The organism is Saccharothrix carnea (genome assembly GCF_003014735.1).
Lineage (GTDB): Bacteria > Actinomycetota > Actinomycetes > Mycobacteriales > Pseudonocardiaceae > Actinosynnema > Actinosynnema carneum.
Window position 1 is genome coordinate 674757 of record NZ_PYAX01000002.1, and the last position, 13849, is coordinate 688605.

At 71.9% G+C, this 13849-nt stretch carries 14 protein-coding genes; 5 read left to right on the top strand and 9 right to left on the bottom strand.

The features are described 5' to 3' along the window. Positions 1-29: 29 nt before the first annotated feature. Both B0I31_RS07260 and B0I31_RS07265 read right to left on the bottom strand, forming a co-directional pair. Positions 30-1316: a M20/M25/M40 family metallo-hydrolase gene (locus B0I31_RS07260; protein WP_106614504.1), complete on the bottom strand. Its 1287-nt coding sequence runs from the start codon at positions 1314-1316 to the stop codon at positions 30-32. Further along, positions 1309-2136 (bottom strand): M55 family metallopeptidase, encoded by an 828-nt coding sequence (locus B0I31_RS07265; protein WP_106614505.1) that lies wholly within the window; start codon positions 2134-2136, stop codon positions 1309-1311. Before B0I31_RS07265 ends, B0I31_RS07260 begins: the two co-directional genes overlap by 8 nt. 130 nt (positions 2137-2266) lie before the next feature. On the opposite strand from B0I31_RS07265, the gene B0I31_RS07270 reads away from it, so the two are divergent. The 4 genes from B0I31_RS07270 to B0I31_RS07285 are packed head-to-tail and all read left to right on the top strand — an operon-like array spanning position 2267 to position 7429. Continuing rightward, a complete protein-coding gene (locus tag B0I31_RS07270; protein ID WP_425444353.1) occupies positions 2267-4012 on the top strand; it encodes an ABC transporter substrate-binding protein in 1746 nt (581 codons plus the stop codon). Then, positions 4009-4965, top strand: a complete 957-nt coding sequence (locus B0I31_RS07275) for an ABC transporter permease (protein WP_342751457.1) — start codon at positions 4009-4011, stop codon at positions 4963-4965. The genes B0I31_RS07270 and B0I31_RS07275 overlap by 4 nt, the downstream gene beginning before the upstream one ends. Beyond that, the gene (locus B0I31_RS07280; RefSeq protein WP_073893176.1) at positions 4962-5846 is read left to right on the top strand and encodes an ABC transporter permease; all 885 of its coding nucleotides are present in this window, start codon (positions 4962-4964) and stop codon (positions 5844-5846) included. The genes B0I31_RS07275 and B0I31_RS07280 overlap by 4 nt, the downstream gene beginning before the upstream one ends. Continuing rightward, complete coding sequence (locus tag B0I31_RS07285; protein WP_106614508.1) at positions 5843-7429, top strand: dipeptide ABC transporter ATP-binding protein; 1587 nt, start codon at positions 5843-5845, stop codon at positions 7427-7429. The genes B0I31_RS07280 and B0I31_RS07285 overlap by 4 nt, the downstream gene beginning before the upstream one ends. On the opposite strand, the gene B0I31_RS07290 is transcribed toward B0I31_RS07285, so the two are convergent. From B0I31_RS07290 to B0I31_RS07320, 7 genes are all read right to left on the bottom strand, one after another. After that, on the bottom strand, positions 7384-8205 hold the full coding sequence (locus tag B0I31_RS07290; protein ID WP_106614509.1) for an SDR family NAD(P)-dependent oxidoreductase: 822 nt from the start codon (positions 8203-8205) through the stop codon (positions 7384-7386). The genes B0I31_RS07285 and B0I31_RS07290 overlap by 46 nt on opposite strands. A gap of 330 nt (positions 8206-8535) precedes the next feature. Next, a complete protein-coding gene (locus tag B0I31_RS07295) occupies positions 8536-8907 on the bottom strand; it encodes a winged helix-turn-helix transcriptional regulator (RefSeq protein WP_106614510.1) in 372 nt (123 codons plus the stop codon). Between the two features lie 4 nt (positions 8908-8911). Continuing rightward, entirely contained in the window at positions 8912-10123 is a 1212-nt protein-coding gene (locus tag B0I31_RS07300; RefSeq protein WP_106614511.1) for an acyl-CoA dehydrogenase family protein, read from the bottom strand. Further along, positions 10123-11130, bottom strand: coding sequence for a phosphotransferase family protein (locus B0I31_RS07305; protein WP_106614512.1), 1008 nt, complete (start codon positions 11128-11130; stop codon positions 10123-10125). The genes B0I31_RS07300 and B0I31_RS07305 overlap by 1 nt, the downstream gene beginning before the upstream one ends. Next, positions 11127-11768, bottom strand: a complete 642-nt coding sequence (locus B0I31_RS07310; RefSeq protein ID WP_106614513.1) for an HAD family hydrolase — start codon at positions 11766-11768, stop codon at positions 11127-11129. Before B0I31_RS07310 ends, B0I31_RS07305 begins: the two co-directional genes overlap by 4 nt. A 136-nt stretch (positions 11769-11904) precedes the next feature. Beyond that, positions 11905-12429: a DUF6886 family protein gene (locus B0I31_RS07315; protein ID WP_106614514.1), complete on the bottom strand. Its 525-nt coding sequence runs from the start codon at positions 12427-12429 to the stop codon at positions 11905-11907. A 286-nt stretch (positions 12430-12715) separates the two neighbouring features. Beyond that, positions 12716-13150: an Hsp20/alpha crystallin family protein gene (locus B0I31_RS07320; protein WP_106614515.1), complete on the bottom strand. Its 435-nt coding sequence runs from the start codon at positions 13148-13150 to the stop codon at positions 12716-12718. A gap of 113 nt (positions 13151-13263) precedes the next feature. Here B0I31_RS07320 and B0I31_RS07325 point away from each other — a divergent pair, with 113 nt between their 5' ends. After that, the gene (locus tag B0I31_RS07325; RefSeq protein WP_106614516.1) at positions 13264-13833 is read left to right on the top strand and encodes a hypothetical protein; all 570 of its coding nucleotides are present in this window, start codon (positions 13264-13266) and stop codon (positions 13831-13833) included. Positions 13834-13849 lie beyond the last annotated feature (16 nt).

Consider the following 13849-nt stretch of genomic DNA (forward strand, 5'->3'; position numbering starts at 1 on the left):
CCTGATCCCCCCGATCGGGTGAACGAGGGCTACGAGGAGAGGAACCGGTCGAGGACGCGGGTGCCGAAGCGGAGTCCTTCGACGGGAACGCGCTCGTCCACGCCGTGCGGCATGGCGCGGTAGTCGTAGCCGGGCGGCAGGGACAGCGGGGCGAAGCCGTAGCAGTCGATGCCGAGCCGGGTGAACGCCTTGGCGTCCGTGCCGCCGCCCAGGCAGTAGGGCACGACCACGGCGCCGGGGTCCTCCGCGCGCAGCGCCGCGGCCATCGCGTCGAACCACGGCGAGTCGATCGGCGCCTGCACGGGCGGCTCGTCGGCGAGGAACTCGCGCCGCACGTCCGGGCCGAGGGCGGCGTCGATCGAGGCCAGCAGGTCGTCCACGGTGCCGGGCAGGGTGCGCACGTCCAGGTCGGCGGTGGCGCTGCCGGGGATCACGTTCACCTTGTACCCGGCGCGCAGCACGGTGGGCGTGACGCTGTTGCGGACGGTGTTCTCGACCAGGCGGGCGGCCGGGCCGAAGCGGGCGATGGTGGCGTCCACGTCGGCCAGGTCGACCGGCACGTCGAGCGCGGCGCCGACCCGTTCGACGAACGCCCGCACGGTGGGCGTGAGCCGCACGGGGTGTTCGATGGCGGCGACGCGGGCGAGCGCGGCCAGGAGCTTGGCCACGGCGTTGTCGTCGTTGCGGCGGGAGCCGTGCCCGGCCCGCCCGGTGGCGGTGAGCCGCAGGTGGGACGTGCCGCGCTCGGCGGTGCCGACGGGGTAGACGCGGTGGCCGCCGACGGGGTAGGAGAAGCCGCCGGACTCGCCGATCGCGGTGGTGCAGCCGGCGAAGAAGTCGGCGTGGTGGTCGACCAGCCAGTGCGCGCCGAACTCGCCGCGGTCCTCTTCGTCGGCGACGAACGCGAGCACGATGTCGCGGCGCGGCCGGCGCCCCTCGCGGGACCAGCCGCCCAGCACGGCCAGCACCATGGCGATCATGTCCTTCATGTCGACCGCGCCGCGGCCCCACAGGTAGCCGTCGTGTTCGACGCCGGCGAACGGCGGCACGCTCCACTCGGCGGCGTCGGCGGGCACCACGTCCAGGTGGGCCTGCACGAGCAGCGCGGGCAGGTCCGGTTCGGTGCCGGGCACGCGGGCCAGCACGTTGCCGCGGCGCGGCGCGGGTTCGAGCACGGTGGCCGGCACGCCGACCGCGTCCAGGTGGGCGGCGACGAACTCGGCGGCCTCCCGTTCGCCCGCGGACTCGCCGCGGCCGTGGTTGGTGGTGTCGAACCGCAGCAGCGCGGCGCACAGGTCGACGACGTCCTCAGCCATAGATGCCCTCCACCGCCCCCGCGGCGATCGCGGTGACGACCTTGAACGCCTGCATCGCCAGGGTCATGGACTCGGCGTCGAACCCGACCCGGCGTGTTCCGACCCGCTCCACCGTAGGGACCACCGCCGCGGCGGCGGCCAGGTGGGTGGCGTCGAACTCCACTTCGACGCGGTGCGGGGCGGCCGCACCCGGCACCCGTCCGGCGCGGTTCGTGGCGGCACGGGCGGCGGTGGTGATCAGCTCGGCGGTGACCGCGGGTGGCGCGCACACGGCGGCGTAGCGGCTGACGCACTCCTTGACGGCGACGAACCCGGCGTCGGGCGCGTAGTCGCGGGCGTCGTCGCACGCCTTGTCGTCGCCGGTCACGAGCAGCACGGGGACGCCGTGCTCGGCGGCCAGCGCGGCGTTGAGCCTGCCCTCGCTCGCGGGCACGCCGTCGAGCCACACCCCGGTGATCGAGTTCTCCAGGTAGGTGTGCGCGAGCACGCCCTCCTGGCCGGCGCCCGCGTGGTAGCCGAGGAACACCACGCCGTCCACGCCGGAGTCGACGCCCTGCATCATCGACAGCGGCTTGTGCCGCCCGGTGAGCAGCCTGGCGCCGGTGTGCAGGTCCTCCAGCAGGAGGTTGCGCTGCGACGAGTGGGCCTCGTTGACGAGCACGTCGGTCGCGCCGCCGGCGAGCAGGCCCGCGACGCAGGCGTTGACGTCGCCGGTGAACAGCCGGCGGAACCGCTGCCACTGCTCGGTCTGCGGGACGACGTCGGCGGTCCAGGTGACCCCCGTCGCCCCTTCCATGTCCGCCGAGATCAAGATCCGCATGCCGTCACCGTACCGAGGCCATGTCGGTTCTTGACGCGCGCCACGACGTAGTGGTTACTTCTTGACTTCCACTCACGGGCGGGAGGCGGTCACTGTGGGTATCCGGCGATTCGGCGCGGTCACGGCGGCGATGGCATTGGTGGTGTTGCTCGCGCCCACACCGGCGCCGGCGCAACAGGCGGTGACCCTGCGGGTGGCGATCACCCAGCAGGTGGATTCGCTCAACCCGTTCCTGTCGATCTTCCAGGCGGGCACCGAGGTCGGCAGGCTGATGTACGACTACCTGACCGCCTACGACGTCAAGGACCAGCGGCCGGTGGAGGGCCTGGCCGACCGGTGGGAGTCCTCGCCGGACCGGCTGACGTGGACCTTCCACGTGCCCGAGGGCAAGAAGTGGTCGGACGGGCAGCCGATCACCGCGCGCGACGCGGCGTTCACCTACAACCTGATGATGCGCGACGAGGTCGCCGCCACGGCCAACGGCAGCTTCACCGCCACCTTCGAGTCCGTCACCGCGACCGACGACCGCACCCTGGTGATCAGGACCAAGCAGCCGCAGGCCACCATGCTCGCGCTGGACGTGCCGATCGTGCCCGAGCACGTGTGGTCGGAGGTCACCGACATCGGCGAGTACCGCAACGACCAGACCCCCGTCGTGGGCAGCGGGCCGTTCGTCCTGACCGAGTACCGGGCCAACGAGTTCATCCGGTTCAAGGCCAACAAGGACTACTGGCGCGGCGCGCCCGAGTACGACGAGCTGACGTTCACCTACTACAAGACCTCCGACGCCGCGGTGCAGGCGCTGGGCAAGGGCGAGGTCGACCTGGTCAACCGGATGGGTCCGGCGCAGTTCGACTCGCTCGAGGACAAGGAGGGCATCACCCGCAACCAGGCGCAGGGACGCCGGTTCAACGAGCTGGTGATCAACTCCGGTGCCGCGACGAACGCCGGTCAGCCCATCGGTGACGGGCACCCGGCGTTGAAGGACGTCGTGGTGCGCCGCGCGATCGCCAAGTCGCTGGACCTCGACGCGATCATCGAACGGGTCAACGGCGGCTACGCGCAGCGCGGCACCGGCCCGATCCCGCCCGTGTTCGGCGACTACCACCTCAAGCCCGAACCGGCGCACCCGTACGACCCGGCCGCGGCGAACGCCGACCTGGACCGGGCGGGCTACGCGCGCGGCGCGGACGGCATCCGCGTCTCACCCGAGGGCAGGCGGATGGAGCTGCGGCTGCTCGGGCACGCCAGCCGCGCCTACGACGAGCAGACCGGCGAGTTCGTCAAGCGGTCGCTGGCCGACCTGGGCATCGCGGTGGACGTGCAGATCGTGTCGGACAACCAGCTCAACGAGTCCAGCACCGCCGGGACGTTCGACCTGGTGTTCTCCGGCTGGGGCACCAACCCCGACCCCGACTTCATCCTGTCGCTGCACACGTGCGGCCAGCGGCCCAACGCCGACGGCAAGGGCGGCACCACCGACACGTTCTTCTGCGACCCCGAGTACGACGCGCTGTACGCGCGGCAGCGCGCCGAGTTCGACCCGGCCAAGCGGCGCGAGCTGGTGCTGGAGATGCAGCAGCGGTTCTACGACCAGGTGCCCGCCGTGGTGCTGGGCTACGACAACGCGCTGGAGGCCTACCGCAGCGACAAGTTCGCCTCGTTCCCGGTGCAGCCCGACCCGGGCGGCGTGATCATGGCGCAGAACGGCGTGTGGGGTTACTACGGCGCGACACCGGTCGCGACGGCGGGCTCCGACACCGGCTCGAACACCGGCCTGGTGCTCGGCGTGGTCGGCGGCGCGCTGGTCGTGCTGGTCGGCGGCGTGTGGCTGATGGGGCGGCGGCGCGGGCTGCGCGCGGAGGACCGCGAGTGATCCGGCACCTGGCGGGCAAGGTCGGCGGCGCGCTGGTCAGCCTGCTGTTCGTGGTCGCGCTGGGTTTCCTGCTGTTCCGGGTGATCCCGGGCGACCCCGTGGTGGCGATGACGCGGGGCCGCCCGGTCACCGGCGACCAGCTCGCCGAGCTGCGCGCCCGGCTGGGCGTGGACAAGCCGCTGACCGAGCAGTTCGCGGACTACCTGGCGGCGGCTGTGCGCGGTGACTTCGGCACGTCCTACGTCTACAGCCGGCCGGTGTTGGAGCTGATCGGCGAACGGCTGTGGCCGACCGTGCTGCTGACCGGCACGTCGACCGTGCTGGCCGTGGTGATCGGGCTGTGGCTGGGCATCCGGGGCGCGTGGCGGCGCGGGTCGCGGTCGGACCGGATCTCCACCGGGCTGGCGCTGGCGCAGTGGGCGATGCCGACGTTCTGGCTGGGCATGCTGCTGTCGCTGGCCACCGGCGACCTGTTCCCCAGCGGCGGCATGCGCTACCCGGACACGCCGTCGGACTTCGTGTCGCAGGCGGTGGACGTGGCCCACCACATGGTGCTGCCGTGCCTGACCATGATCGCGGTGGTCTACGCGCAGTACCTGCTGGTGATGCGGTCGTCGTTGCTGGAGGAGATGCACGCCGACTACCTGACCACGGCGCGGGCGAAGGGGTTGCGCGACGACCTGGTGCGGCGGCGGCACGCGGTGCCCAACGCGTTGCTGCCGACCGTGACGCTGGTGTTCCTGCACCTGGGGCTGGTGGTGTCGGGCGCGATCACAGTGGAGACGGTGTTCTCCTGGCCCGGGCTGGGGCTGTTGACCTACGAGGCGCTGACCGGGCCGGACCTGCCGCTGCTGCAGGGCACGTTCGTGGTGCTGGCGGGAGCGGTGATCGCCATGAACGTGGTCGCGGACCTGCTGTACCGGGTGCTCGACCCGCGGGTGCGTGCGTCGTGACGGCGATCGCGTGGCAGCGGCGGCGGGCCGCGGCACGGGCGACGTGGCGGGAGTTCGCCTCCCAGCGCGGCGGCCTGGTCGGCTTGATCGGGCTGGCGGTGATCACCGTGCTGGCGGTGCTGGCGCCGCTGGTGACCGACGCGTCCGGGCTGGACGTGACGCGGGTGACCGCGCGGCCGTGGGAGCCGCCTTCGGCGTCGCACTGGCTGGGGACAGACCACAACGGGCGGTCGGTGCTGCTGCTGACGTGGTGGGGCACCCGGATCTCGCTGGTCGTGGGGCTCGCGGCCACGGTGCTGTCGGTGCTGATCGGTACCGTGGTCGGGATCGCGGCGGCGCACTTCGGCGGGTGGGTGTCGGCGGTGCTGATGCGGTTCACCGACTTCTTCCTGGTGCTGCCGTCGCTGGTGCTGGCGATCGCGCTGTCGACCGTGCTGCCCCGCGGGCTGGGCACGATCGTGCTGGCGATCGGGGTGACGTCGTGGCCGGCGACGGCGCGGCTGGTGCGGGCGCAGACGCTGGCGGTGGAGGCGCGGCCGTTCATCGAGCGGGCGCGGGCGTTGGGCGGCGGGCACGGGCACGTGATCGGGCGGCACGTGCTGCCCGCGGTGCTGCCGCTGGTGTTCGTGAACACGACGTTGACCGTGGCCAGCGCGATCGTGGCCGAGTCGACCCTGTCGTTCCTGGGGTTGGGCGACCCGACCCGGGTGTCGTGGGGGTCGCTGCTGCACGCGGCGAACATGCACGGCGCGGTGTCGCAGCGGGCGTGGTGGTTCCTGGTGCCGCCCGGTCTGGGCGTGGTGTGCGTGGTGCTGGCGTTCACGCTGTGCGGGCGGGCCCTGGAGACGGTGCTCAACCCGCGGCTGAAGGGGGAGCGGTGAGCAGCCTGCTGGAGTTGCGTGACCTGAGCGTGCACTACCGGACCGCGCGCGGCGAGGTGACGGCCGTGCGGTCGGTGTCGCTCGGGCTGGCGGCCGGGCAGACGCTGGGGCTGGCGGGGGAGTCCGGGTGCGGTAAGTCGACCGTGGCCATGTCGGTGCTGCGGCTGCTGCCGCGCACCGCCCGCGTCGAGGGGCAGGTGCTGCTCGACGGCGAGGACGTGCGGGGCATGTCGTGGGGCCGGCTGCGGGCCGTGCGGTGGGCGGCGGCGTCGGTGGTGTTCCAGGGCGCGATGCACGCGTTGAACCCGGTGCACCGGGTGGGTGAGCAGATCGCCGAGCCGATGCGGCTGCACGGCGTGACGGGGTCGGTGTCGGCGCTGCTGGACCAGGTCGAGCTGCCCGCCCGCGCGGCGCGGGCCTACCCGCACGAGCTGTCCGGTGGGCAGAAGCAGCGGGTGATGATCGCGATGGCGCTGGCGTGCGAGCCGCGCCTGGTCGTCGCCGACGAGCCGACCACGGCGCTGGACGTGGTGGTGCAGGCGCAGGTGCTCGACGTGCTCAAGCGGCTGGTGTCCGAGCGGGGCATCGGGTTGGTGATGATCAGCCACGACCTGTCGGTGCTGGCGTCGACGTGCGACCGGTTGGCCGTCATGCGGCACGGGCAGGTGGTGGAGGAAGGACCGGCGCGGGAGGTGATCACGTCGCCGACCCACCCGCACACGCAGGCGTTGGCGGCGGCGTTCCCGACCGTGGGCGATCCGGCGTCACGGCAGGTCACGCCGTCTGAGGGTGCCGGTGGGCCGGTGCTGCTGCGCGCTTCGGACCTGCACGTGTCCTTCGGCGCGACGAAGGCCGTGGCCGGGGTGGACCTGGAGGTGCGGGCCGGGGAGATCGTCGCGCTGGTCGGCCAGTCCGGCTCGGGCAAGACGACGTTGGCCCGCACCCTGCTGGGCCTGCGGAAGCCGACCTCGGGCCGGGTGCTGTTCGAGGGGCGCGAACTCCCCCGGTCGGCGTCGGGTCTGCGCGCCTACCGGCGGCAGGTGCAGTTGGTGCTGCAGGACCCGACGAGCGCGCTGAACCCCCGGCACTCGGTGTACGAGGCGGTCGCGGAAGGTCTGCGCATCCACCGGGTGGACGGCGACGAGTCCGCGCGGGTCGCCGAGGCGTTGTCGCAGGCCGAACTGCGGCCGCCGGAGCTGTTCTTCCCGTCGCTGCCGCACGAGCTGTCCGGCGGTCAGCGCCAACGCGTCGTGATCGCGGGCGCCCTGGCCCTGGGACCTCGGCTGCTGGTGGCCGACGAGCCGGTGGCGTCCCTGGACGCCTCCGTGCGCGGGGAGATCCTGGCGCTGCTGCTGCGACTGCGCCGCGAGCTGGGCCTGGCCGCGCTGGTCATCACCCACGACCTGGGCCTGGCCTGGACGATCGCCGACCGGGTCGCGGTGATGTACCGGGGCGAGCTGGTCGAGCAGGGCACGGTGGAGCAGGTCCTGCTGTCACCGCGGCACGACTACACGCGCACCCTGCTCGCCGCCGTGCCTCACGCCCAGCGCAGCACCCGGCCGAACTGGACCAGCTCCCCGTAGTGCTCCGGTCGGCGGGTGCCGAGCGCCAGGTCGAGCACCGGCCCCGCCGCCTCGGCCGGGCTCGCCGCGTCGCTCATGTCGGCGAACCACGGCCGGGAGGCGTCGGTGTCGACCAGGCCGGGGCAGACGGCGGCGACCAGCGTGCCGGTCGCGATGTCGGCGGCGCGGCGTTGCGCGGCGATCGCGCGCACGGCGGCCACTTGGCCGACCTTCGACGGGACGTTGATCCAGTGCGGCCAGCCCCGGTCGGCCGCCGTGCCGGCGAGTACGGAGTCGCGCCAGGCGAGCATCGTGGCGTCGATGTCGTCCAGCGACCGTGCGGCGAAGTGGCCGTGCAGGTGCGTCGGCAGTTGGCGCAGGGTGCCGAAGGAGCTGGCGACGACGAGCAACGCGCCGCCGGGGCGCAGCAGCGGCGTGAACGCGCGCAGCACACGCGTGGTGCCCAGGTTGTTGGTGTCCACGAACGGACCGACCTGCTCGCTCCACGGCACGTCCGGCGTGAGCCGCGCCGCCGCGTTGGACAGCACGGTGTCCACCCCACCGTGACGTGCCCGCAGGTCATCGGCGAATGCACCGACAGCCTGCCCGTCCCTGACATCCAGCACGTGCGTCCTGATACGACCGCGCCCGATCCTGTCCGCCGCGTCCGCCACCCGCCCGGCGTCCCGGCCGGTGAGGTAGACGACATCGGTCGGCGCGGCACGGCGCACCAGTCCTTCGACGAGGGCGAATCCGAGGCCCTGATTCGCGCCGGTGACAACGGAGACACGGTTCATGCCCCCGACATTCGCACGCCCACAGGAACCAATCGGTTCCTACCGCAACCCTCTGACCTGCGTCTTCTTCGACTACCGCGTTCACGATCGAGTGATCGTCACTCCGGCGTCAAAAAACACGGCGTTATCATTCACCTCAAACGTCGGAAGAAACAACAAGGCCCGCCTCGACCCGGCCCTAGGCCCCCACCCAGCCTCCCCCTCTCGGAACACCCACCGCCAAGCCCCACCGCGCGGCAACCTTCGGCCTGCACCCCCGCCGCCCGCCTCCAGCACGGCGCCGGACCGGACGCCCCGGGTCGTGTGCTCACGCGCCGCACGCTCGCGTGGTCACCCCGCCCCGGCGCGACCACGCGAGCCCACAGCCTGCGCGTCCTGACCTTCCCGCCGAGCGTCGAGCAGCTCGCCGGTGTGCTCCTCCGCCCACGCGGCGAGCGCGCGGACGGGCGCGAGCAGCGACCGACCGAGCCCGGTCAGCTCGTGCCACCCGTCCGCGCTCGTCAGCAGCCCGTTGCCGCGCAGCCGGGCCAGGGTCTGGGTGAGCATCTTGTTGCTGATGCCGCCGATCCGGTCCAGCAGCTCCCCGTACCGCAGCGGCCCGTTGCCGAGGGCCACGACGACCACGACCGACCACGTGTGCCCGACGACCTCGAGCGTCGTGCGGGCCGGGCAGTCGGCGAGGAAGACGTCGTAGTCGCTCACCCCGTCACAGATACCGCTTGAGCTCCCGCTTCGCCAACGACATCCGGTGCACCTCGTCGGGGCCGTCTGCCAGGCGCAGGGTGCGCGCCGACGCCCACAGCTCGGCCAGCGGGAAGTCCTGGCTCACGCCGCCCGCGCCGTGCGCCTGGATCGCCTTGTCCAGCACCCATTCCGCCATCAGCGGCGTGCCGATCTTGATCGCCTGGATCTCGGTGTGGGCGCCCTTGTTGCCGACGGTGTCCATCAGCCACGCCGTCTTGAGCACCAGCAGCCGGGCCTGCTCGATCCGCACCCGCGACTCGGCGATCCACTCCTGCACCACACCCTGCCGCGCGATCGGCCGGCCGAACGCGACGCGCGAGATGGCCCGGCGGCACATGAGTTCCAGCGCGCGTTCGGCGATGCCGATCAGCCGCATGCAGTGGTGGATGCGGCCGGGGCCGAGGCGGGCCTGGGCGATCGCGAAGCCCTCGCCCTCGCCGGCGATCAGGTTGTCCGCGGGCACGCGCACGTTGTCGAAGACGATTTCGGCGTGGCCGCCGTGGGAGGCGTCGGTGTAGCCGAACACGTGCATGCCGCGCTTGACGTGCACGCCCGGCGTGTCGCGCGGCACCAGGATCATCGCCTGCTGGCGGTGGCGTTCGGCGTCGGGGTCGGTCTTGCCCATCACGATGAAGATCGCGCAGTTGGGGTTCATCGCGCCCGACGACCACCACTTGCGGCCGTTGATGACGTACTCGTCGCCGTCACGCACGATGCTGGTGGCGATGTTGGTGGCGTCGGAGGACGCGACGTCCGGCTCGGTCATGCAGAACGCGGACCGGATCTCGCCGTCCAGCAACGGCCGCAGCCACTGCTTCTTCTGCTGCTCGGTGCCGAACATCGCCAGCACCTCCATGTTCCCGGTGTCCGGCGCGGCGCAGTTGAGCGCCTCGGGCGCCAGGTGCGGGCTGCGGCCGGTGATCTCGGCCAGCGGCGCGTACTGCAGGTTCGTCAGGCCGCCGCCGTGCTCGGGGTCGGGCAGGAACAGGTTCCACAACCCCTGCCGACGTGCCTCGGCCTTGAGCTCGTCCAGCACCGGCGGCCGCGCCCACGGGTCCTCGGCCTCGGCCAACTGCCGTTCGGCGACCGGTTCGGCCGGGTAGACGAACTCGTCCATGAACCGCAGCAGCTTGTCGCGCAGTTCCTCGGTCTTGGCGTCGTAGGCGAAGTCCATCAGTGCTCCCCTGAGCTCGCGGCGAGTCCCTGCCGGACCAGCGGCAGGGTGAGTTGGCCGATCTGGTCGAACCCCGCTCCCACGGTCTGGCCGCGGGTGAAGCGGAAGTGGATGCCCTCGAGGATCACGGCGAGCTTGAAGTAGGCGAACGCCGTGTACCAGGCCAGGCCGCCGGTGTCGGCGCCGCTGCGCTCGGCGTAGCGGCGCACCAGCTCGTCGGTGCCGGCGAACCCGGGCAACGTCGGCACGGTGCCGGTGATCGGGTCGTCCTCGCGCGCGCCGATGCCGTTCCAGTACACGCACAGCAGGCCGACGTCGGCGAGCGGGTCGCCCAGCGTGGCCATCTCCCAGTCCAGCACCGCGCTGATGTCCAGCGGGTCCTCGGTGACCAGGACGTTGTCCAGCCGGTAGTCGCCGTGCACGATCGTGGCGCGCGCGGAGTCGGGGACGCTGTCGGCGAGCCGGTCGCGCAGTTCGTCGATGCCGGGCAGCTCACGGCTGCGGGAGGCGTCGAGCTGCTTGCCCCAGCGGGCGACCTGGCGCTTGAGGAAGCCGTCCGGTCGGCCGAAGTCGGCCAGTCCGACGTCCTTCGGGTCGACGGCGTGCAGGTCGGCGAGCACGTCGACCAGCCGTTCGGACAGGGCGCGGGCCTTGTCCGGGGTCAGCCACGGGCACTGGTCGCGGTGCCGCAGCGCGACGCCGGGCACCTCTTCCATCAGGTAGAACGGCGCGCCGATGACGTCGGCGTCCTCGCACAGCAGCTCGACCCGCGGCACGGGCACGGCGGTGTCGGCGAGGGCTTTGATCACGCGGTGCTCGCGGGACATGTCGTGCGCGGTGGCCAGGACGTGGCCCAGCGGCGGTCGGCGCAGCACCCAGCGGTGGGTGCCATCGGTGACGCGGTAGGTCAGGTTGGACCGGCCGCCGGGGATCAGTTCGCCGGTCAACGGGCCGGTGCCGAGGTGGGCGGCGAGCCGGTCGAGGTCCAGGCCGGGCAGTTCGGTCATGCGGCGACTCCCGTGAGCTGGGCGATCACCGCGCGGGTCGTGTCTGCGTCGGTGTGCCGGTGGGCGTGCAGGCCGACCGACCGCGCCGCTTCGACGTTGACGGGTGCGTCGTCGAAGAACACGCACCGGTGCGCGGGCAGGCCGATCTGGTCGAGAGTGTGCTGGAAGATGCGCGGGTCCGGCTTGCGCAACCCGATCCGCCCGCTGATCACGATCGTGTCGAACAGCTCCAGCAGCAGTTCTTCGGGGTAGCCCTCGCCCCAACTGTTGGACAGCAGCACGGTCCGCAGGCCATCGGCGCGCAGTTCCCGGACCAGGTCGACCATCTTCGGGTCGGGGTGGGCGCTGCCGAACATGCGCCGCAGCAGACCTTTCGACCCCACCTCGCGTCCGTCGAGGGTGACGAGTTCGGCGGCCAGGAGCGCCTCGAACTCGTCGGGGGTGAGTTCGCCGGTCTCCAGTCGGGCCACCGGGTTGTCGGGTGCCGCGTCGCGTCCCATCCAGCTCCGCATGGTCCGGCCGTAGCGGTCCCGGTCGATGTTCTCCGAAGTCAGCCAGTCCTCGATGAAGGCGGGCACGGAGACCGTGAGCACGCCACCCCAGTCCAGCACCACCGCGTCGATGCGCCGTTCGTCCACGCCGCGAGGGTACCGACCGGTCGGTATGTGGGCAACCTTCGCCTGACCGTATGAGGCATGCCCCCTGTCTCCTGGAGGTAGAAGTGGCGGTTCTGGCACCGGTGCGACCGGTGGCGCGCGACTTCCGTCCGGTTGGTCAGGTCGGTTGCGGAAGGGCGTTGCGCAGGCGGATTCCGCTGAACCCGAGCGTGCTCACGGCCACCCTGTGCCAGAACGGCCACAGGGTGGCCATCAGCCGCACCTCGATGCCGGCGTCCTCGTGCAACGCCAGCAGGTCACCGACCGCTTCGGGCGCGCCGAGTGGGGCGACCGGTTCGGTGGCGACGTGCGCGTTGGGCGGGTCACCGAACGGGCGGAACGGGCGGACGTCGAACCGGTAGGCGTACAGCGTCGCGGTCTGCATTCGGCGCAGCCAGCCGAACTCGATCGCGTGCACCCGTTCGACGCCCAGCCAGGCCCGGTCCCGGGCGCTGGTGGTGGGCTCCACCCACGCCATCGCGCGCGGACACTGGCGCGGGAACCAGTAGTCGGGCGCCCGTGCGCGGTCGACCGCCCAGACGTAGGCCTCGGGTTGCCGGGCGGTGGCGGCGACGTGAGGCTCGAACCTGGTGATCGTCGGGTCTTCGGAGAAGTGCAGGACTTCCCCCGGCGCTGGTCGCATGGTCGGCGATCTTGTCGGGAACCGGCGGGCGCGATCCACCGATTTCCGTTCGTTCCCATCGCCATGCCACGCAGAGGAGGCGTCGGGCCGTCCAGCGGAGGCCTGCGGCGCGTGTTGCCACGGTTCGCGGGCTTCGTGGATCGGCCATTGCCTTGGTCGGGCCGACTCGGGTGCGAGCCGCCGGGTGCTCGCCCTGCCGGTCGGGATGTCATGGATGAGGGTGACGTGCACCGGGCCTACCTGCCGCAGACCCGGTGCACGTCCGGTAGCCGACGGCGTCGGAATGTCAGGCGTTGATCTCCTTCGGTGCGCCGTCGGTCTGGCCGATGGTGATCTTGCGCGGCTTCGCCCTCTCCGCGATCGGGATGCGCAGCGTCAGCACGCCGGAGTCGTAGTCGGCCTTGATGCGGTCGACGTCCAGCGAGTCGCCGAGGAACAGCTGGCGCGAGAAGACCCCGAGTGGCCGCTCGGACAGTTGCATCTCGACGTCGTCGGTGCGGTTGGGGCGACGCTCGGCCTTCACGGTGAGCACGTTGCGCTCCACGTCGAGGTCGATCGCGTCCGGGGTGACGCCGGGCAGGTCGAACTCCACCACGAACTCGTCCCCGGTGCGGTAGGCGTCCATCGGCATGGGCGTCGGCCGCGACCAGGTGCCCGGTCCGGTGAAGAACTGCTGCGCCAGCCGGTCAAGCTCCCGGAACGGGTCCGTGCGCATCAACATCGGGAACACCTCCTGGTTTGTCTGGTCAATGCGCTGGTGTTGCGCTGCCGGGTTCAGTTGTACCACGTCGTCATCCGGTTGACAACACCTGATGTCGTCGGTAAGTTGACGTCATGGCGATCGGAGACTACGAGACCGTCCGGGCGGTGGCCACCGGGGAAGACCTCAGCGCGGGGCAGGTGCTGTCCGCGTTGGTGCTTCTGCGGCAATTGCGCGATGAGCTGGCCGGGTGGGAACCGCAGCTGATCGCCGCGGCTCGTGAGCTGGGCACGAGCTGGGCCGAGCTGGCACCCGCGCTGGGGGTGGCCAGCAGGCAGGCCGCGGAGCGTCGGTACCTGAGGCTGCGCCCGTCGGAACTGGGCGCGACGGCCGAGGGTCGCGTCCGTGCCGAACGGGACAGGCGCGCCGCCGACCGGGCGGTGTCGCAGTGGGCACGCGACAACGCCGCGTCGCTGCGCAGCCTCGCCGGTCAGGTCGGTCAGGTGGATGTCGTGGTGCGCGAGGCGCTGGCGGAGGACGACGCCATCGCGCTGCTGGAGCCGTTGATGGCGGCGCTGGCCAAGGTGCGGGCCACCCACCCGGAGTTGGCTTCCGAGATCCAGGCCATCGGCGACCGGGCAGAGGAGGTGCGGCGGGACACTCAGACACTGCGGGACAACCAGATGCTCCGCGACAACCACTGACCAACTGGCGGCTTAC

Bases quoted from the DNA above. Each gene is read 5' to 3' on its own strand.
- B0I31_RS07315 (WP_106614514.1), bottom strand. From the start codon at position 12,429: ATGCGACCAGCGCCGGGGGAAGTCCTGCACTTCTCCGAAGACCCGACG.
- B0I31_RS07290 (WP_106614509.1), bottom strand. From the start codon at position 8,205: ATGAACCGTGTCTCCGTTGTCACCGGCGCGAATCAGGGCCTCGGATTC.
- B0I31_RS07325 (WP_106614516.1), top strand. From the start codon at position 13,264: ATGGCGATCGGAGACTACGAGACCGTCCGGGCGGTGGCCACCGGGGAA.
- B0I31_RS07300 (WP_106614511.1), bottom strand. From the start codon at position 10,123: ATGGACTTCGCCTACGACGCCAAGACCGAGGAACTGCGCGACAAGCTG.
- B0I31_RS07270 (WP_425444353.1), top strand. From the start codon at position 2,267: ATGGCATTGGTGGTGTTGCTCGCGCCCACACCGGCGCCGGCGCAACAG.
- B0I31_RS07265 (WP_106614505.1), bottom strand. From the start codon at position 2,136: ATGCGGATCTTGATCTCGGCGGACATGGAAGGGGCGACGGGGGTCACC.
- B0I31_RS07305 (WP_106614512.1), bottom strand. From the start codon at position 11,130: ATGACCGAACTGCCCGGCCTGGACCTCGACCGGCTCGCCGCCCACCTC.
- B0I31_RS07320 (WP_106614515.1), bottom strand. From the start codon at position 13,150: ATGTTGATGCGCACGGACCCGTTCCGGGAGCTTGACCGGCTGGCGCAG.
- B0I31_RS07260 (WP_106614504.1), bottom strand. From the start codon at position 1,316: ATGGCTGAGGACGTCGTCGACCTGTGCGCCGCGCTGCTGCGGTTCGAC.